Genomic DNA, 20,422 nt, shown 5'->3' on the forward strand with positions numbered 1-20,422 from the left:
CTTGTTATTGCTAACAAGTCGTTTTGGTCACTTCACCAGACATTGAAAATCAACAAAATTGTTTGATGTTCGATGCTGTGAGTGCCCACACAGATTGCTTGATTCAAATTGTTAAAGAGCGTCACGCTTGTCGCGTTGAGGAGGCGCATATTACGCTCCTCACTTCGAAAGTCAAGCGATTGTTTTCGCTTTTCTTTCGGCGCCCACTTCGCTAGGAAGCTGGCTCATCAGGTTGGCGTGTTCCGCCGTGCTGGTAGGGGCGCATTATAGGGAGCCGCGCCGCGATGACAAGGCTTTTTTTGAAGAAAGTCACGGAAACTTCAAAATATCCAATTAGAAACAGCTTACTCAGTGTATATATACAGTGTTATCCACAAGCCGATGATTTCAGTCCTGTTTTATCATCATTTAAGTGGGTCTTCCCCCATTAAGGGATGCCATACTGGAACGGATAATGTGTCCCAAGTGGTCCATGGTAGCGCCCGGCTGGAAAGCTGGTTACCATGGAGGTGAATAGAGTGTTGCACCTTTTTTGCTTTCATTTACAAAAGGTCTTTAAAGATGAATTTATCCAAGTTTCCCGTTTATGTGCAGGCGGCCATCCTTGCCCTGGTATTGGCGCTGGTTGGTTATCTGGTTGCCCAGGCTCTGCAGTTTTCTTTGAAAGCCGAAGTGATTTTTGCTGTGGGTCTGGCCATTGGTGGTTTCATCGTGCCGCTGCTCCTTAAGCGGACACCTGCCGCCACGGCCGAGCTGGTCTCCGGCCAAGAGACTTGTACCTTATATGTAGGCAACCTGCCCTATCGCGCCAACGAGATTGCCGTACGCGAGCTGTTTGCAGAACAAGGCCAGGTGATCTCGGTCCGTTTGATGAAGGACAAGGCTACCGGCAAGCGCAGAGGATTTGGTTTTGTGGAGATGCCCGCCGCCGATGCAGCCAAGGCAATCACGGCGCTCAATGACAAGGAGTATCAGCAGCGCACCCTCAAGGTACGCGAAGCTAACGACAAGCGGGATAAAGATGAGAGGGAAGGAAGCGAGGTCGACGCCTGATCCCTTGGCGGTAACGAACTAGTACCGAACCTCTTCGAGTGATGACAGCCCCCAAGCTTGCAAGGGGGCTGTCAGTTTTTGGGCTTCTGCATCCAGTCGGGTGCAATAGGCCCTGGCCTGCACCATGGCCTGAGAAACCGGCTCAGCGATAGTCGTCAATAGATGTGCCACCCGTCTTGCCACCGCGTCCCCTGAATCCACCAGCTGACATCCTGGCATCAGTTGCCGGATCTCGTCATTGAACAACGGGAAATGGGTGCAGCCCAGCACCAGGGTATCCGGCCTTTCCTCTCCTTCCATCCAGTCCGCCAGTACCTCCTGCAGCAGCGCCATGTTTACCGGTCGTCCCGCCAGTTTGTGCTCGGCCTCGATGACCAGCTCGGTCGCGCCCTTGAGCAACACCCGCTTGCCCGGCGCAAACTGGGCAATGAGTTCGTGAGTATATTCACGACTGACGGTACCCGGGGTTGCCAGCAAGCCGATGCAACCATTGCGGGTCAGGGCGGCCGCGGGCTTGATGGCGGGAACCACGCCGACTACGGGTATGGTCAGGGCGTCACGCAAGGATGGCAGGGCTATGGTGCTGGCCGTGTTGCAGGCAATCACCACCAGATCGATGGCATGCTCGGCCACCATGTGGCTGACCAGTCGGGTACAGGCCGCGATGAGGGCCGCCTCACTCAGTTCACCATAGGGGAAATTGGCATTGTCGAAACAATAGAAGTAGTTGTGTGCCGGCAGCGCACGGCGGATCTCGCGATAGATGGTCAAGCCACCCATACCGGAGTCGAACACTAGAATATTGGCCACCTGACCTCCCCCTTTGGTGCAAGACGGCGATCATACTCCCGCCGACCGCCAATAGAAAAGGCCCTGCACATGGCAGGGCCTCGCTTTTTCTCTTCTATATAGTAGCGCTGGCGATCAGAGGCGGTAGTCCGCCGTCAGCTTGAACTCGGTACCCGCCGATGCGTAGCCATAGGCCGGGGCATAGTCGCGATCAAACAGATTGTCGATGCGGCCACCCAGCGTGAACTGAGGCGTCACCCCGTAGCTGGCCCCCAGATTGATCAGGGTGTAGGAACCCAGCTCTACCCGCTCAGCCGGGAAGCTGCTGAAGTTCTTGTCATCCCGCTTGCCCACATAGAGCAGTTCGGTTGAGAGATCGACCGGGCCCAGCTGTACCTGAGTCAGCCAGCTGGCCTTCTGCTTGGCACGACGCAGCAGTTGCTGGTCATCATCGTTCTTGTCTTCGGTCTTGGTGTAATCGAAGCTCAGATCATGATGGAGCGGTCCGGTTTCCAGACCCAACGCCACTTCCACGCCGCGGATCTCGGCATCCGTGTTGTCCGGCTTGCAGGTGGAGAAGGCACTCTGGCAGGCGATCAGGTTCTGGATCTGGTTGCGATACAGATTCAGCGACCAGTCCCAACCGGTATAACGGCCGGTGAAGCCCAGCTCCAGGTTCTTGCTCTCTTCCGGTTTCAGATCCGGATTCTCATAACCGGGATAGTAAAGGTCGAGGAAGGTCGGCGCCTTGAAGCCGGTGCCATAACTCAACCGCACATTGTGGTTGTCATCTATGTCCAGCCCGCTGGCGGCGGCCCAGGTGTTGTGACGGCCATACTGCTCGTTGTCATCGGTGCGACCCGAAAGCTCCCACAGCAGGGCCTGCCAGCGGTAGCTGCCCACCGCAAACAGACCCGTGTTGTCGCGATCGGGGGCATTGAACACCAAGCCAGAACTGCGCGAGTCGGATTTCAACTGCTCCTGCTGCCAGTCGGCGCCACCGGTCAGGTTGAGCCCCTCGACGCCACTCCAGCTGTTGATCCAGGAGAAACGGGTCAAGCCGGTGTGGATCGGCTGGGCGCTGGATTCTCCCTTGCTCTCCCACCAGCTCTTCAGCTTGTTCTCGCCATAACTGGCCTCCAGCCGGCTGGTCAGCGTCTCGCTCTGGAACTTGAGACCGCCATCATACTGGAAGGCCTGTACCCGACTCTGATCGGCCGACTGATAGGCATCATCCATCTCGGTCTGATTGTCATAACCCTGGGCGTTGAAGTCCGCACTCCAGGCATCATTGAAGGCATGGTTCAGCCCGATCTGGCCGTTCAGACTGTCGAAGCCATCCCGATCCGGCTGCTGGGCATTGGCCACCACATCGAAACCATCGGTGCGCTCGTAGCCGATCATCATATTCATGTCGGTCTGCTGACCCAGGGCCTGCACGGTACGCACCTGACCCTGGCCGTAACCATTGCTGCCCACGCCCCCCTTCAGGTGGGTCTCGCTGCCATTCTTGGCGGAGGTCTTGGTGATGAGGTTGATGACACCGCCGATGGCATCCGCGCCATAGACGGCCGCGCGTGGTCCCCGGATGTACTCGATGCGCTCGATATTGCCCAGCGGGATCTGGCTGAGGTCTGGCGTGCCGGCCACCATGGCGGCGATGGGGCGCCCGTTCATCAGCACCAGCGAATGGTTGGAGTTGGTACCGCGGATGAACAGGCTGCTCATGTGCCCTCGCCCACCCAGCGTGGTGATCTGCACACCCGGCAGCGTCTTCAACAGCGCTGGCAGGCTCTGTACCTGACGGGATTCGATCTCGGCGCGATCGATCACCACAACGGGAGCCAGAACTGTGCTGATGGGTTGTTCCACCCGGTTGGCGGTGATCACCAGGGTAGGATTGACGGGGATGGTCGTCTGGGCGAAGGCCGCCGTTGGCAACAGGGCAGCCACCAATAATTTCTTGGACATGAGAGATCCTTAAGTTCGCGTAAGCATCTACTTCGTGGCCGGTTTCTCTCGGCCCGAAATACGAACTTTGGCAGGTCTTCGGGCTGGGGGGCTGATGGCCTACGGCGACGGCTTCCCACCTGACGGCAGTGCCCTGATGTCGCTTCGTTCCCCCTTACCGCTGCGCGCCAGCTCCGGATTTTCACCGGATTCCCTATTAAGCATGATGCGCCAAAGCGGGGGGATTATAGGAAAGGGCGGCACAAGAGTATAGATATTTAGCCATCTATACGTCTTTTGATGAAAGAAAAACCTGAGCCCATCGGGCTCAGGTTTCATGTCGTCATCGAGCGAGGCGAACCCTCAATCGGTGCAGAGCGGCTTGGGAGCCGGCAGACGTATGGTGAGAGAGAGCACCAGGGCCACCACCATCAGCACCAGAATGAGGTTGAAGGTCGCCATGAAGCCGCCGAACAGGGAGGCCACTATGGAGCCTATGATGCTGCCCAGACCAAAGCCCAGATAGATGACGCCGTAGTTCTTGGTCAGGTTGTTGAGACCGAAGAAGTCGCTCACCAGCGAGGGATAGACTGTGATGGTGCCACCGAAGCTGAAGGCCACGCAGGCCACCGCCACGAAGAAGAGGTTGGCATTGAGCGGCACGAACAGCAGCAGTGCCATGCCACACAGGGTGATCAGCTGGGCTATGGTGATGACCCGGATGCGGGACATCTTGTCAGACAGTATGCCCAGCACCAGTCGACCACCCAGGTTGGCCATGGCGATGATGGCGACCGCATTGGCGGCAACCGCAGTCGACAGACCCACCATGTTCTCGCCTATGTCCTTGGCCACGCCGATGACGTAGAGGCCGCTCATGCAGGCGGTGAGGAACATCAGCGCCAGCATCCAGTACTGCGGCTTGCGCATCGCCTCGGCCAGGGTGAAGTCGCGGCTTTCGGTCTGCTGCACTGAGGCGGCCTGCTTGGGCGCATCCTTCATCAGCATGCCGCCCACCAGCACCATGGACATGGCGATCAGCCCCCACAGCTGGAAGGTCGCTTCCAGACCGTTGTTGGAGAGCAGCAGCAGGTTGATGTACTTGAAACCGAGACTGCCGAGGCCATAGGCACCGATGGAGCAGGCGGAGATGAGCCCCTTGCGCTCCGGGAACCACTTCACGCAGTTGGAGAGGGTCATCAGGTAACCGGTCCCGTCGGCGAAGCCCACCAGTATCCCCGCGCAGAGGTAGAGCATGGCCAGGTTGCTGGCGTGGGCGGTGAGGAAGAAGCCGATGCCGAGCAGCACGCCGGCCCCCAGAGTGACATTGCGCACCCCGAACCGCTCCTGCAGCTTGCCCGCCATGGAAGAGGCCACCGCCAGCGACAGGCTGAGCAGACCGAAGGCAAACGCCACCTGGCTGACCGGCTCGTCCAGCTTGTCGGAGAGCTGGGCGTTGAACAGGCTCCAGGTGTAGACGGAACCCAGCGCGAACTGGGTGATGATGGTACCTATCAGGGTCAGATAGCGGGTGCGATTCATCTCTTTGGTCATGATGCGTCTCGGTCGATGGCCTTAAGGAAATTGAGGCCACTATAGGCAAGACGCAGCTCGCGCCGACCGATTAAGGCATGAAATGCAGATCGGCGGGAATGAATGACAATCAGAGCCGCATCAGCTGACGGAACGCCTTGATGTTGCTGCGGCTGACCGGTACCTCGAACGGCAGGTCATGGAGCCGGATGAGATAGGTGCTGTTGAACCAAGGGACTATCTCGCGGATCTTGTTGATGTTGACGCAGTAGGAGCGATGGCAGCGGAAGAAGCCCTCCGCCGGCAGCCGGCTGACAAACTCGCTGATGGTCATGGTCATCACATAGCGATCGGTGCGGGTATAGACATAGGTCAGCTTCTCGTCCGCTTCCGCGTAGTAGATCTGCTCGCAGGGGGTGACTATGATGCGCTCCCCCTTCACCAGATTGACGGTGCGGTTCTGCGGGCTGATCACGTCGCCGCTCGCCTCCCCCGTGCCAGCTGGCTGCGACTTGCCCGCATGCTCGAGCTTTTGCAGCAGATTGATGATGCGCGGTTCGTTGTAGGGCTTCAGGATATAGTCGAACGCCTCCAGCTCGAACGCCTCCACCGCAAACTCCTTGTAGGCGGTGACGAAGACGATGTGAGGCGGATGGCTCGACTTGTGCAGGTTCTTGGCCAGCAGCAGGCCATCGATGGAGGGGATCTGGATATCCAGAAACACCACATCCACCTCGTGATCCTGCAGGTATTTGAAGGCCTCCAGCCCGTCCTCGAAGCTCGCCACTATCTCGATCTGGCTGTGCTGGCTCACCAGATAGATGAGTTCCTCACGGGCCAGGTATTCATCTTCGACAATAATGGCTTTCAGCATTGCGTTGCCCCTAGCTGGGAAGAAGAGCAGGCCAGCACCTCTCGCGTCAGAGGCTCGTCCTCAACAGTGATGTCTCTCAGCATGGCATGGCCTCCTGATCCGGCAGATAGAAACAGACTTCGGTACCCGGTTCCAGCCGCTTGAGCTGCAGGCCGTCACCGTACAACAGCTTGACCCGCTGATGAACGTTCATCAGGCCTATGCTGCGACTCTCCACCCGACCGGCGGCCACGCCATCGATCACCGCCTGACTGATGCCATAGCCGGTGTCGCGCACCGCCACCCGGATGCCACCTGCCAACTGCTTCACCTCGATGGTAACTCGGCCCGGCGCACTGCGGGGCTGGATGCCGTGCAGGATGGCGTTTTCCACCAGCGGCTGCAACAGCAGGCTCGGCACCTGGATGTGGACGTCGTCCACTTCGAACACCACCTCCAGCTTGTCACCGAAGCGGGCCTGCTCGATGGCCACGTAGTCGCGCACCTGCTGCAGCTCCTCCTGAATGTCGATCAACTCATCCCCCTTGTTGAGGTTGTAGCGCAGGTAGTCCGCCAGATTGGCAATGAGCTGGCGCGCCTGCTGGGGACGGATGCGGATCAGGGATGAGATGGCGTTGAGGGCATTGAACAGGAAGTGCGGGTTGATCTTGCTCTGCAGCGCGGTGAACTCCGCCTTGCGGGTCATCTCTTTCAACTGCTCGATGCGCGACACCTCCATCTGGGTGGAGATGAGCTGGGAGAGACCCACCGCCATCTCCCGCAGCGAGCTGGTAATGCTGTGGGTGCGGCGGTAATAAATCTTGAGAGTGCCGCTGACGGCGCCGTTTTCCCGCAGCGGAATGATGATGACAGAGTGAAAATCTGACAGGTGATACTGGCGCAGATCGTTGTTGATGATGATCTGGTCCAGCAGCACGGCCTGCTGGGTCATGCCACTGATGGCGTGGTGTTCGTCCAGCTCGTAGTAATCCTTGCCTACCCCCACATAGGCCAGCACGTCACGGGTATCTGTGATGGCCACCGCATCGGCATGGATCTCGTTGCAGATGACGCCGCACACCTGGCCGAGGGAGTGGCGATCGACCTTCTGGAAGAAGGGCAGCGTCTTGTTGGCGATATCCAGCGCCAGCTTGGCCTGCTTGGCGGCAATCAGCTCCTTCTCGTCATCCAGATCCTGCACCAGCTTGATGATGAGCCCGATGCAGAGCGCCCCGGCGATCATCGGATAGGCGATGTGGCTGACGATCTCCACCCCCACCTCATGAGGTTCGGTCAGCAGCCAGATCAGCAACATGGTCAGCCCCTCGCACAACATGCCCGCCAGTATGCCGTAGAGCCAGAGCCGCGACTTGCGACAACGCAGGTGCAACCAGGTGGCGAGCAGGCCGGCGATGATGCTGGCGATGAGACAGGGGATCGAGGTGTGGCCATCCATGTCGATGATATAGCGGTGCAGGCCCGAGATGACCCCGGCCGGGATGCCAACCCAGGGGCCGAACAGTATGCCGCCCGAGATGATGGCGATGATCCGCACGTTGATCAGCGCCCCTTCCACCGGAATGCCGGTGTAGGTACTGAAGACGGCGAACAGGCCGAAGATGGAGGCGACCAGCACCAGCTCGGCCGGGGTGTGATCCCGCTTCTGGAACAGCCGCTGGAACGGCCGGGTGCGGGTCAGGAAGAACAGGGTCATCAGCATCAACGCCGCCCGTTCGAATACCGCCAACAACATCATCTGATTTTCGAGCAAGACAGGGATCCCGTATCAATGAAGAAGATATGTACCAAGGCGCGGGATCATACCCCGTATTCCGTGTCAGCTCATTCCGAATCACGAGCGTCAAACTAAGCTTTCTGGCAGGTGAGTCGATAAACGGATGACCCCGACAACGGGGTAACCTCTAGATCCAGGAGATGACCATATGTCTCAGAAAGGAATGCTGGTGGCGTTACTGCTTGGGTGCTGTGGTGCAACCGCCCAGGCCGACACCCTGACCCGTCAACTCAATTGGCCAGCCACCGCCAGTAAAGATACCAGGATGGAAATAGCGCTCACCCATCCCGGCCTCCAACCCGTCAATTCAAACCAGACGCAGTATCCCATTCACACCCTGGCGGCCAATATCAGCAGCCCGGACTTCAATACCACCTATCAACTGCAAGCCCGCAAACTGTATGGCACCCTGACGCAACAGGCCGGCACCCCCATCAGTCTCACGCTCAATGGTCAACGGATCCCCTCCACACATCCTCTGACCTTGGCACAAGCCACCCGCTATTACCTCAGCTATCAAGCCCCTTCGAGCCGACCCCACCAGACAGGTGAGGCTGCCTATGAGTTGATGGTGTATTGGCACGGTTGAGCAGTCATGAAGGCATGTCACCATGCCTTCATTCTCATCCAGGTTCTGCGCTCTGCAACCGCACTATGGCCAGCCTGGCAATGTGATAGACACGTTGCAGGCGCTGCAACGCCATGGGCAGGGTTTGTGCGTTCAGTTCCCCGGACTCTATCTCGCTGCAGGTGGCAACCAGCTGCATGGCCCCCATGATCCTGGCTCCGCCTTTCAGACGATGAACATAATCCAGAAAGCGGGCCAGCTCCCCGGCAGTCGCCGCCTGTTGCAACGCCTGCAGGTCGTCGTCACTGGCACGAACAAATTCGGCCAGCAGGGGCAACATCAGGGCTGGCTGGTGGCCGGTCAGCGGCCCGAGACACTGCCTGATCTCCTGCATGCAAGCGGCGACATCGGCTTGCTCCTCACGCTGCATATGCCGACGCAGGCAATGATCGAGCGCCTCCAGCCCTACCGGCTTGAACAGACAATCATCCATGCCAGCCGCATGACCCTCGTTCACCTGCTCCTGACGCGCATCGGCCGTCAGGCCCAGGATCACACAACGGTGCCTGCCATTGAGGTGTTCCCGCGCACGGCACTGCCGGGTCAGCTCGAACCCGTTCATGCCGGGCATGTTGAAGTCGGTGATGACGACATCGAAGGAGTATTCGGCGAAGAGCGCCAGCGCCTGCTCACCCGACTCGGCCGCCATGGCCTCATGCCCCAGATAGGCCAGTTGCTGACTGATAAGCAGCCGATTGGTGGGGTGATCATCCACTATCATCACTCGCAGCCTATCCCCGCGCGCCATCACTGAGTCGAGTTCGCCTGACAGGGGTTTCTCCACGGCCGTGGCAAGGGGCAGTTTCATCTCGACACACACCCGGGTGCCACGACCCAACTCGCTCTCCAGCACCAGGGATCCCCCCATTGACTCGCAGAGGGAGCGAGAGATCATCAGCCCCAGGCCGGTACCAGATCGCTGAATATGCTTGGGTTGACTGGCCTGACTGAAGGGCTGGAACAACTTTTCCTGCTCCATCGGGTCTATTCCTATCCCGGTATCTCTGACCGCCAGCTGCAAGGTGCACCAGCCATCGCTAACCCGTGACAATAACTCCACCCGTACCGATCCCTTATCCGTGTACTTGATGGCATTGCTGATCAGGTTGGACAAGATCTGCTTGTAGCAGAGTCCATCTATTTGCACCCAATGGGTCGCTCCGATGACCAGATCCAGTTGCAGACCCTTCTGTCTGGCCAGGGCGTTGAACACGGTAACGACAGACTCGGTCAAGGCCGCTATGTCATGGGGTTCGGGTACCAGCTCGAGCCGCCCCGACTCTATCTTGGAGATATCCAGGATATCGCCGATCAGGGTCAGCAGATCCGTCGCCGAGCCATGGGCGATGGAGAGCGAGGCTTTATCCTCCTCATGCAGACGATCTCGCCGCAGAGTCAGCTCCAGCAGGCCAATGATGGCATTCATGGGGGTACGAATTTCGTGGCTCATGGTGGCCAGAAACGTCGATTTGGCGCGATTGGCCTCTTGTGCCTCCTGGCTGACCACCGCCAGATCATCCAGCAGGCGCAGGCGCTCGCTCACATCGATCCAGCCGCCAATGCCCCCCTGCACCTTGCCATCCAGATCGTAATAGGGCTGGACCCAGTGATAGACATCCACAGCCCCGTTCACCATGACCAAACGATGATCCCCCTCCTGCGCCTGTCGCTCCTCGCGGGCAGCGGCAAGATCGGCAAACAGGGGAGCGAGAAAGGGCCAACGCTCACCATCAGCGGCCAGGCCTGCGCCCAGCAAGCCGGCTTTCGGTTCACCAAAGAAGGCCGCATAGCTGCTGTTGCAGAGGATAAGCCGCCCATCCTGGTCTCTGGCATAGATGGGATGGGGCGTGCCGTCCACCAGATCTTCAATGAACTTGAGCTGGGCACTCAGCGCCACTTCGGCAACCCGACGTTCGCGCATCTGTTTGCGCAGAGATAGGCCCCATAGGCTGACCCAGATGATCAACAGCAGGATCAGTGAAATAAAGATGCCAAACTCGTCCATGAATTCACGCCAAGAAATAGCCTCTTGCCGAGCATTAACTCTCCAGCGGTTGGACAGCCCTTCCAGCTCATCTGGCGGTATGGTTGCGATCACCTTGTCCAGTATATTAAGCAGATCAGTTTGGCCCCGAGGCACTGCCAGTGCTGCAGAAATGGGTATTGAATTAAATAATTCACCTCTAATAGTCAAACGGTCAGGAAACTTGCTGTTGATTAGATATTTGGCAACTCTTAATGGAAGAACTGCAACACTGCAAGTCTCAATAGCAACGCATCTCAGAACATCCTCTGATTTATCAAATAACTTTATATTCAGCTTTCCATATACATTCGAGATCGCTTGCAGCAAGGCTGCATCCCTAACCACACCCACAGAGTCAGCCTTAAGTAAATCGCTCGGCGTTGCATCTTTCTGCTTCAAATGGACCACATACACTAGAGGGTCCATTATAAAGGCGCGGCTAAATCGGTAACGTTGGCGACCTTCCTCTGAGATGGCCATGATGGCAGCATCAACCCTTCCTTTTTCCAGCAACTGTGTCAAACGTTGAGGTGTTTCGACGGGAATAACCTCAATATCAACCCCCAGCTTCACCCTTACAACTTGTAAAAGGTCTGCTGTCACCCCATGCAAAGTACCATTTACATCAAGGAAACTAAGGGGAGGCAAACCACTGCTAACAGCTATCTTTAACTTTCGTCGCTCACTCAAAAAAGACCATTCACTACTGGTTAACCTGATTTTATCTGCACTAATTGAAAGCCCACCACCACTCCAACGCTTGGCTATCTCATCCCGTTTTTTCTCTAAAATCTCATGCAAAGCTATATCAATTATCTTTTTCAGCTGGCGATTGCTTTTATTTAATGAAAATGCAAACCCCTGAGTGTCTGAATACATTAATTTCGACAAGCGAATTGTATCTTGATAATAGTTATTTATTAAAAAGTTACCGGATACCAAGTCCATCATGACAGCATCAGCGTCACCATAAGAAACCGCTGATACAGCACTATATTTTGATGGGTACACTTTGATTTTCACATCAGGTAGATAGCGCATTATGTCAACGGCAGGTAGATAATACTCAGGAACCGCCACTACCTGTATGTTTTTATCTTTAATATTTATGTTTTTATATATTGCAGGTTCATCATCAATATACTTATCTGTCAGTAATAATCCCTGCTCCTTCTCATAAATATTTGATGTACTCAATAAGTCTATCTCTCCTCTTTTAAGTGCGTCGACTGCAGCAGATCGAGAAGGTAACTTCTTCACTAAAAAATCGACACCTAATATCCTGCTTAGAATACCAATAATATCAGCAGTTACCCCTTCATAATTACCAGACCTGATGGTTATATCCATAGGTGGATTATCTGGCTCTGGTACACCTAAAATCAATTGCTTCTTATTGTATAACCATACCAAGTCATCGTTATGTAATGGAAGTATTTGCTTACCAAAATACTCATTTTCATCCCGTGCATAGACATGCAGCAGGCTATCCTCCAGCTCATTGGCAGAAGCAAGAAACGAACTGAGGCCGACGAGCAAGATCAGAAGTAATCTCATCTTGCTCATATCAATTTTTGCCGCTTGGCCAGGTTAATCAAGTCAACCATGTTGGTTACATTGAGTTTTTGCATCAGGCGAGTCTTGTAGGTGCTGACCGTCTTCTCACTGAGCAGCATGCTTTCCGCTATCTGCTTATTTATTTGACCCTGACATATCTGAAGCAGCACACTCATTTCACGATCAGAGAGTGCGGACAATAGATCTTCCCTGTCTACCGAATGAGCATTTTTGGCACCTGCGATAATATCTCTTGGAAAATAGAGCTGATCTTTCTCTATTTTTACGATCGCACGTCTCAATAGCGACAGCTCGTCCAGCTTGGACATGAATCCATCAGCCCCGGCCTGCAGGCAGCGCACCATGACATGATGGGTTGATTGTGCTGATAAAATAACCACCTTGATGCTGGCATCCAGATCCTTCAGTCTTTTGATAACTTCAATACCATCCAGTCTGGGAATGCCAATATCGAGAATTACAATATCAGGCTGATGTATTCTAGCCGACGCGATAGCATCAACACCATTATCAACCTCTGCCAGGATATGATGCCCATCCTGTTTAAGCAGCATATTCACTGCCATTCTTATTGCAGGATGATCATCGACTATCAATACCCTTGCCATATGCCTACCTACCGTTGATTCATTTTATTAAGCGTATACTAACTGCAAAAGCAGTATCTGTACCATACGGCACCTCGACATTAATAATATGTTACATAATTAAAGTGTATCGCTGATAAAACAACCTAAACACCATTTGACATGGTTTGTTTTATATCTATTTATCAATCAGTTATATGTTCATATATTCTTTTGAATCTTATGGTTCATTTGTAGCGCATCGCCTACTCAAACATCATTCATGACAGCTCACCCGACGCCCGATTCATCTTGATGAAAAAGCACTAAAGTTCATAAAAATCAAAACTATAACTTTAAATCATTAATGATCTATCCGCCGGGATATACATGCATCTGAAGTTGCACATAACAACTGCCTTTTAGGACATTTCCTACACATCATTAGATCGATCCAAGCAGGTCTGGCGGTTATCTTGGTCGGCGAAAAGATGAGCAGGGTAACGGAACATTATGTTGCGGGGCCTGGCAATACCCCAGGTCGAATATGCCCCGGGGATGAAGAACGAATGCACCTCGGGTGCAGTGAATCAAACGGGTGACTCAATACCACCCATTAGGGAATTCGGTAGGAAACATCAATGAAATCAATTAAAAAATCGCTGATTGCGCTGACAGTTGTAGGTTTTGGCTTTACTGCTGCGGCTAATGCTGCCATGGACGCCTCCGCAACCGCCAAGTGGAAGGCGACCGCCAAGAAAGACACCACCTCTGATCTGGTTGTCACCCCGCTCTCCAGCCTCTCCTTCCAGTACGCCGAAGGGATCAAAGCTTTCAACACCGTCGACGGCCTGTTCGATGTCGCCATCAAGGGGGATGCAAGCGCGACTTCCTTCACCCTGAAAGCCAAGAAGCTGAACGGTACCCTGAACCATCTGGGTGGTAAATCCACCGTCGAGGTGGGCGTGTACTGGGGCGGCGCACCGGTCGGCACCTCGGCCTACACCACCCTGATCGATACGGCAGCCGGCATTAACGGCGGCAGTCTCTCCCCCGTAGCAAAGGGTTTCATGGTCGACACCCAACGCGCCACGGCACAGGGCTCCTTCAACTTTCACATCGAAAGCGCCACTGCCGACGGCAAAGCGGTCACTTTTGATGCCCTGCCAGACGGTCAGTGGAATGGCGAAGTCAACGTCGAGTTCGTGGCCAGCTGGGCCTGATTGCCTCAACGCATAGTATTCGGGGCCCTGCGGGGCCCTTTGTATTCACAGGAGATCACATGAACCTGAAAATACTGGGGATATGGATGCTGTTTATTCCCGGAATAAGCCAGGCGATCAACGTCGGCTCGGTGACCACCTTTATTGATGCGGGCAGCCAGGAAGTCGCCAAAGAGATCGAGAACGCCAGCGATCAGGCCAGACTGGTCACTGTCACAGTGACACGCATCTCCTCCCCGGAGGAGGGCGGACAGGAGATGCCGATGGAGGTAGACGGTGAACTCATGCTGTCGCCGAGCCGGCTGATGCTCCCTGCCAACGCCAAGAACAACGTGCGCTTCTTTTACAAGGGCCCGCAGGATGGCAAGGAGCGTTACTACCGCATCCGCTGGCTGGATACCGCCCTGTCGATGGACGACCAGCGCAACGAACGCCGTCAGGCGGTCGCCACCACCTCTGCCCAGATAGGCACCATCTTGGTGGTCACACCGCGCCAGCAGCAATTCGATTACCTTCTGCAAGGCGACACCCTGACCAATAAAGGGAACGCCTCATACAGAACCATTGCTTATGGTACTTGCCTGAAACAGAGCAAAGAGCAGTGCAAGGAAACCTATTACGACCTGCCGGGCAAGCAACGCCAATTCCGCCAGGTTGATCTCCGGGATCCGAAGAGCCATGTCGGCCTCTGGCTGGGTCAAGAATTCGTCGTCGTCAAATAATGCTGATGTTCTCTTACTGCCTCTACCACCCGGTCGAATGGCTGTGTTTTTTTGCCGAGATTTGGAACCATGGTGCGTGATATGTTGAAAAAAGCCTGCCTGTTGCCAGTCTCATTGCTGATCATGATGTCAGCCTCGGCCAGCGCCTCAGCGCCACTCAAAATCGCCAATATCATCATTCCTGCCAGCTTTGCCAGTGCACTGGCAGAGGGCATTGCCGTACCGGTCAGGCTGCAGTATCAAGATCAGGCGCTGGCACTCGACACCACCACCGAAGAGTCCGTTGGCAACGCCACGCTGATCCTGCGGGATGGCGCGCTGCACCTGCTCAACCTGGACTTCAACCAGGGCCAGAGCGATGTGGCCCTGCGCCAGGAGCTGGTGGACCTGCTGCAACAGGATCAGCTGCGCACCTTCTCCAGCGACGGACGGCTGGTCATCAACGGCAGCGCCACCCTGCAGCTGGATCTGATCGCCATGCTGCTGACCATACAGGTCACCAAGGCCGCCTTTGGCGAAAAGCGTGCCAGTGTGGCCAAGACCAGCCTGACGTCTTCCGTTGAGGCGTTGACCAGCGTCAATCGCTACAACCTGGGCTACTCCTTTGCCAACAGTCGTCAGGCGGGCAGCACCAGCACCAACTTCGCCCAGCTGAACAGTCTGGTGGGGTACAGTGAACACCATCTGGACCTTGATGGTTCTCTCTACAACCTGGGGGAAACGAACCAGAACGGCTCCCTCTATCGCGCCATGTATGAGCGGGATATCGAAGATCGCCGTTTTGCGACCGGCATGGTGTCGACCTGGGATCTCCAGACCCTGGGGGGCGTATCCGCCTTGAACGCAGGCCGGATCTACGGGCTCTCTTACGGCAATCAGGCACTCTCACGTACCGTCAACGAGAGTGAATCCACCACCCCGATCCAGGTCTTCATGCCCTCGGCGGGTGAGGTTCAGGTCTATCGGGATGGCAAGCTGATCGGCCTGCAGAATTTCTCGATCGGCAACCACCGCATCGATACCAGCCGCTTCCCCCACGGCTCCTACAGCGTCACGGTCGAGATCCATATCGATGGCCGCCTGACGGAATCCAGCAATCAGCGCGTCACCAAACTCAACAACAGCCTGGGCTTCGATCAGGAGTGGGGCTGGCAATCCTGGGGCGGCCTGATGGAGGCCAGTCAGGATGGTGCCCACTCCCCCCTGCTGGGATTGTCGCTGGCACGTACCTTCGAGACCACCAACCTGACCCTGACCGGCTATGGCTTCAAGGATGCCCTGGTCAGCGAGAGCCAGGCCAGCTGGCAGCTGACCGACAGAGTCAGTACCCAGCTGCAGGGCATGCTGGCCTCGGATGCCTCCTGGCGGATCTCGTCCGGCGTGACGGCACAGGTCCATGACAACGTCTCGCTCTGGCTCAGTCAGGAGAAACTCGACACGGGCAACAAGCTGACCACGGCCGCCCTGGATCTGTATACCGCCGGCATCAGCATCAACCTGGGCGGCTGGCATGACAAGCTTGGGGGTCTCTCGTTCAACACCACGCACGACCGTGAGCAGGGGAGCGATCGCAGCTATATCGACTATTACCAGAGCCTCTATTCCGGTCGCTATGGCCAGTTGTCGCTGCGTACCAGCCTGCAGAGCAGCAGCGCGACCCTGAGCGGGTTCAACAACAAGAGTCTGACCCTGGACTACTCGATCCCGTTCGACAACCTGTTCAGCCTGGGTATGAGCAGCAACGAAGAGGGCCAGACCACGGCCAACCTCAGCTATCAGAAACGCATGGAGGGTTTCATCAACACGGCGACACTCAACGGTTCTAAAGTCGTCAACGATGCCAAGAACAGAAACCCGACCCTCTCCGGCAGCCTGGGTTTTGAAAACAGCATGACGGGCGGCACCCTGACCCTGGGTCGCAGTCAGGGTGGCGATGTGAACGGCAACCTGATTGCACGCGGTGCTGTCATCACCACAGGAGATGAGATCCTGGCCTCCAGCCAGAACCGCTCCGGTTCCGGCTTGCTGATCGATACCGGCATCGGCAAGGAGGGCAAGATGCTCGCCAGGATCAATGGCCAGGAGTACTCGCTCGAAGGCAGCAAGACCTTTGTCGCCCTCTCCCCCTTTCAGGAGTACGAAGTGGAACTGCTCAACAGCAAGACGACCAAGGACAGCTATGACATCAACACCGGCAAGCAGCGCTACACCCTGTTCCCTGGCAACGTGGCCAAACTGGATGCCACCCGCTCGGTCAAGGAGATGGTCACCGTCTTTGGCATCATACGTGCCGAAGATGGCAGCGTGATCGCCAACGCCAGGATCGACAACCACATCGGCACCACTGTGACCAATGAGACAGGCGAATTTTCACTGGATGTGGACAAGGCCAATCCGGTATTGAGCTTTAAACACGGCAACGCATTCTGTGAGGCTGAGCTGGATCTCACCCCCCATAGCGGCGCGGTCTGGCTTGGCGACATCACATGTATCGGTTTAAAAACCTATTTAACTACGAGAATATGATGAATATGAAGATGTACCTGCCATTTTTAATGGTATCACTCCTGATAATACAGCATAAAAGCTGGGGGCTGGCTCCCCCTGCTATAGGAGCATTACCCAGCCTAGACTACATGTACATAGAGAATAATAAAAATGATCACGTGTACATACTTAACCTCACGTCTCGTCCAGAGAACCAACTCGGTGGCGCCAACGCTTGGACTGAACAAAAAGGCATCACTCAGTTTACACTGGCAAAGACAAGTGCCGATATGAGAATCCAAAACCCGACAGGGTTCAATCTTGATATGTGGGAGACAGGCCCTATCTCACACCCCTATATTACTCAGGCTTGCTCTATAAAAACCCCCAACTGCACCAATGACGGTAAATCACCTGAGCATCCACAAGTAGTCGATGAGCAAGGATTTTATGGCCTGATGAACTTGAGTGTTCAAGAAACGGCAGCAAGAGTCAGCCCCTCCTTTTTAAATTATCTGAAAACCATGCCGATTGGAGCACCACTCATCCGTGAGATGAACCTGTGTGTCACTTCAGAACCCTATGATGCGCGCCGGGGGCAACGCTGCAAAGACATGTCAACTGGCACTTGGATCATCCATCGTGCAAACAATATAAAATATGCACATTTAAAGATGATACCGGTCACTGGCTCAGATATTATTCTGGTTGATAGTGCAGGAAACCCTACCGTCATGCCAGGCTCAACGAATTGCAAGCCTTATTCACATGTCACACCGGGGCGTGATTCCAATGGGGTCTTATGCCACATGTTTGACTATCGACTGGAATACTTCGGTGATGCTTACCAGTTACAAAACAAAGGCGTAATAGGGGTCAGAAGCAAGTATCCCAACCCTGAACTTAAATCCTATGACTCTGCTTTATATATCAATGGCAGTAAATTTGTTGGCACTAACAATCCAGTAGGGCTTAACTTGGTTGCTCTAAAAGGAAACAGCAGCGTATCTGTTTTTTTCACCAAAAAATATTTCTCGGAATATATAAAGACAAATCTTGGCAGACCAGTCACAGAGACAATGGAGTTTTTCATTAAAAACTTAATACAGCCAGATTTAGGTGATTACATCATAGATAGCTCTTTACAAATTGATATAAAACCCAGGAGATATAGTGTATCCATATTATCATCTGACGGGGTTGCCACTCCTTATCGCAAGGGGGTGATAGGAAAGGATATTTTGTCATTCCCTTATAAAGTTGTAGAGAGCGGGCCAGAATCTGCAGATAGGTTGGAAATAACGCTGACTCAGGATAGGGGAACACCATCTCAAGGACGTTGTACTTTCTATCCAACCAATATAATTGGTAACAGGGGCGCAGTCCCTATCGAAGCTTATTTGAATTTTAATAATACATCACCAGCCAGAAACGCCAAAATTCCGATTGGATGTGACCAAACACCAGTGAATCTCAGGGAGCTCAACATCCGCGATAGCGAGCCGAAGATACACTGGACAGACCCAGACGGCAGCTCAGGGATCACTCGCTCCTACCTATTAAATTTGGAGTTTGATTTAACTGGTCGACAAGCACAGAAAACGGTGAGCGGGGAATCATGGGAGGGTGAGGTACACCAGAGCGGCACCCTGACCATCAAGGGCAGCTGGCGTTAGCAATCAACATGGATCTCAGGACAATGATGAAAAACCTGGCGCGCAGTTTGACTCTGCTGACGGCTCTGCTGCTTGCCGCCCCCCAGGCATGGGCCATCGACATAGGCCCCATGACCGCCATCATGGAGCACGATGAAGAGTTCATCTCCCGCACCGTCACCAACAACGCCAGCACACCCAAGCTCTACGAGCTGGCGGCGTATCGCATCACCAGTCCGACAGCGGACGAGGCCATTCTGCCCATGGCCCCTGGCGAACTGCTGTTTGCCCCCAAGCGGTTTGTGCTGCATCCGGACCAGCGGCAGCACGTCAAACTCTATTACAAGGGGCCCGGCGATCGGCAGGAGCGCTACTACAGGGTCGTTTTCACCGAGGTTCCGGTGGCGCAAGCCGACATACCCGATAACGCAGGCAAGCGCAGTTCGGTCGAGATGACCATAGCGCTACAATCCATTCTGGTGGTGAGACCCCGCCAGGAGCGGTTCGAATATCGTCTCGATCAGGCGGCAGGCAGCATCACCAATACCGGCAACAGCTTCTTTGAGTTCATGGTGAAACAGGGGTGTGACCAGCCGGACAGCATGGCAGACAGCAAATATCTGCTGCCCGGCGAGACCTATCGCAATCCCAAGATCAGCCAGTCTGGCAATCAGAAGCTGATCGTGCATCAATCCCGTTTTGTACGGGTTGGCAAGGATTGCTGGCCGGACTAGACGCCCGGCACCGGGCGTCCATAGCTTGGCAGGCCCGCAGGCCGGTCAGGATGACAGGGTCGCCAGACGGGCGGCGAAGCCCATAAAGAAGAGGCCGATGAGGCCGTTGCCGAGTTTGGCGAGGCGCACCTTGCGCGCGAAGAAGCGGGCCATCAGGGTGCCGCCGAAGATCAGCAGGGTGAGATAGACGAAGCTCATGGCCTCCAGCATGCTCGCCAGCACCAGGTAAGAGACCCAGGTGTGGGCATAGTTGAAGTCGACGAACTGCACGAAGAAGGAGACGTAGAACAGGATCGCCTTGGGATTGGTGAGGCTCAGGGTCAGCGCCTTGGAGAAGTAACGCTCGCCGTGCTCGACCACGGGCGCCTGTCCTTCCCGCCTGGCGATGAAGTTGGCGTGGAGGATCTTCACCCCCAGATAGAGCAAGTAGAGGGCACCCAGGTAGCGCACCAGGGTAAACAGCAGGGGGGTGGTGCGAATGAGGGAGGCGATGCCCAGATAGGCGCAGAAGATCAGGATGGCGTCGCCGACGAAGACCCCGAGGGCCGCCTGATAGCCGGGGCCGACGCCGCGGCTCGCCCCGGTGCGCAGCACATAAATCGAGTTGGGCCCCGGCGCTATGATGATGAAGAAGAGCCCGACCAGATAGGTCCAGACATTGATGACTCCCAGGCTCTCAAACATGGCGCGCCCCCCTGGACTTGGAAAAGAGCCCGCTCAGGCAGGTCCAGACGTTGATGACTCCCAGGCTCTCAAACATGGCGCGCCCCCCAGAACTTGGAAAAGAGCCCGCTCAGGCAGGTCCAGACATTGATAACTCCCAGGCTCTC

General features: G+C 55.3%; 15 protein-coding genes and 1 riboswitch. Of the genes, 7 read left to right on the forward strand and 8 right to left on the reverse strand.

What is annotated here, in order from left to right:
- Positions 1-561: 561 nt before the first annotated feature.
- The gene (locus AACW87_RS02175) at positions 562-1,053 is read left to right on the forward strand and encodes an RNA recognition motif domain-containing protein (RefSeq protein ID WP_042036224.1); all 492 of its coding nucleotides are present in this window, start codon (positions 562-564) and stop codon (positions 1,051-1,053) included.
- Between the two features lie 18 nt (positions 1,054-1,071).
- On the opposite strand, the gene murI is transcribed toward AACW87_RS02175, so the two are convergent.
- From murI to AACW87_RS02200, 5 genes are all read right to left on the reverse strand, one after another.
- Positions 1,072-1,863: a glutamate racemase gene (gene murI / locus AACW87_RS02180; protein ID WP_241326437.1), complete on the reverse strand. Its 792-nt coding sequence runs from the start codon at positions 1,861-1,863 to the stop codon at positions 1,072-1,074.
- 114 nt (positions 1,864-1,977) lie between these two features.
- Positions 1,978-3,813: a TonB-dependent receptor domain-containing protein gene (locus tag AACW87_RS02185; RefSeq protein ID WP_241326438.1), complete on the reverse strand. Its 1,836-nt coding sequence runs from the start codon at positions 3,811-3,813 to the stop codon at positions 1,978-1,980.
- A gap of 52 nt (positions 3,814-3,865) precedes the next feature.
- Positions 3,866-4,043, reverse strand: a riboswitch (cobalamin riboswitch).
- Between the two features lie 112 nt (positions 4,044-4,155).
- Positions 4,156-5,346 (reverse strand): L-lactate MFS transporter, encoded by a 1,191-nt coding sequence (locus AACW87_RS02190; RefSeq protein WP_043557384.1) that lies wholly within the window; start codon positions 5,344-5,346, stop codon positions 4,156-4,158.
- A gap of 109 nt (positions 5,347-5,455) precedes the next feature.
- Positions 5,456-6,199 carry a LytR/AlgR family response regulator transcription factor gene (locus tag AACW87_RS02195; RefSeq protein ID WP_043557383.1) on the reverse strand — a complete coding sequence of 248 codons (744 nt, stop codon included), beginning with the start codon at positions 6,197-6,199 and terminating at the stop codon, positions 5,456-5,458.
- A gap of 76 nt (positions 6,200-6,275) precedes the next feature.
- A complete protein-coding gene (locus tag AACW87_RS02200) occupies positions 6,276-7,949 on the reverse strand; it encodes a sensor histidine kinase (protein ID WP_241326439.1) in 1,674 nt (557 codons plus the stop codon).
- A gap of 172 nt (positions 7,950-8,121) precedes the next feature.
- Here AACW87_RS02200 and AACW87_RS02205 point away from each other — a divergent pair, with 172 nt between their 5' ends.
- Positions 8,122-8,562 carry a hypothetical protein gene (locus AACW87_RS02205; RefSeq protein WP_241280457.1) on the forward strand — a complete coding sequence of 147 codons (441 nt, stop codon included), beginning with the start codon at positions 8,122-8,124 and terminating at the stop codon, positions 8,560-8,562.
- A gap of 34 nt (positions 8,563-8,596) precedes the next feature.
- Here AACW87_RS02205 and AACW87_RS02210 read toward each other — a convergent pair whose 3' ends face one another.
- Both AACW87_RS02210 and AACW87_RS02215 read right to left on the reverse strand, forming a co-directional pair.
- Complete coding sequence (locus AACW87_RS02210; RefSeq protein ID WP_339385724.1) at positions 8,597-12,184, reverse strand: transporter substrate-binding domain-containing protein; 3,588 nt, start codon at positions 12,182-12,184, stop codon at positions 8,597-8,599.
- A gap of 5 nt (positions 12,185-12,189) precedes the next feature.
- Complete coding sequence (locus AACW87_RS02215) at positions 12,190-12,813, reverse strand: response regulator transcription factor (RefSeq protein WP_241326441.1); 624 nt, start codon at positions 12,811-12,813, stop codon at positions 12,190-12,192.
- Positions 12,814-13,442: 629 nt separating this feature from the next.
- Here AACW87_RS02215 and ecpA point away from each other — a divergent pair.
- The 5 genes from ecpA (at position 13,443) to AACW87_RS02240 (ending at position 19,592) form a co-directional block, all read left to right on the forward strand.
- A complete protein-coding gene (ecpA, locus tag AACW87_RS02220) occupies positions 13,443-13,994 on the forward strand; it encodes a common pilus major fimbrillin subunit EcpA (RefSeq protein ID WP_241326479.1) in 552 nt (183 codons plus the stop codon).
- 59 nt (positions 13,995-14,053) lie between these two features.
- Complete coding sequence (locus AACW87_RS02225; RefSeq protein WP_241326442.1) at positions 14,054-14,716, forward strand: EcpB family pilus assembly chaperone; 663 nt, start codon at positions 14,054-14,056, stop codon at positions 14,714-14,716.
- A gap of 81 nt (positions 14,717-14,797) precedes the next feature.
- Positions 14,798-17,242, forward strand: coding sequence for a fimbrial biogenesis outer membrane usher protein (locus AACW87_RS02230; protein WP_241326443.1), 2,445 nt, complete (start codon positions 14,798-14,800; stop codon positions 17,240-17,242).
- Positions 17,242-18,879 carry a hypothetical protein gene (locus AACW87_RS02235; RefSeq protein WP_241326444.1) on the forward strand — a complete coding sequence of 546 codons (1,638 nt, stop codon included), beginning with the start codon at positions 17,242-17,244 and terminating at the stop codon, positions 18,877-18,879. Before AACW87_RS02230 ends, AACW87_RS02235 begins: the two co-directional genes overlap by 1 nt.
- Positions 18,880-18,905: 26 nt before the next feature.
- Positions 18,906-19,592 (forward strand): fimbria/pilus periplasmic chaperone, encoded by a 687-nt coding sequence (locus AACW87_RS02240; RefSeq protein ID WP_241326480.1) that lies wholly within the window; start codon positions 18,906-18,908, stop codon positions 19,590-19,592.
- A gap of 45 nt (positions 19,593-19,637) precedes the next feature.
- Here AACW87_RS02240 and leuE read toward each other — a convergent pair whose 3' ends face one another.
- On the reverse strand, positions 19,638-20,276 hold the full coding sequence (gene leuE, locus AACW87_RS02245; RefSeq protein ID WP_241326445.1) for a leucine efflux protein LeuE: 639 nt from the start codon (positions 20,274-20,276) through the stop codon (positions 19,638-19,640).
- Between the last annotated feature and the right edge of the window lie 146 nt (positions 20,277-20,422).

This window comes from Aeromonas sp. MR7 (assembly GCF_963899385.1).
GTDB classification, from domain to species: domain Bacteria; phylum Pseudomonadota; class Gammaproteobacteria; order Enterobacterales; family Aeromonadaceae; genus Aeromonas; species Aeromonas bestiarum.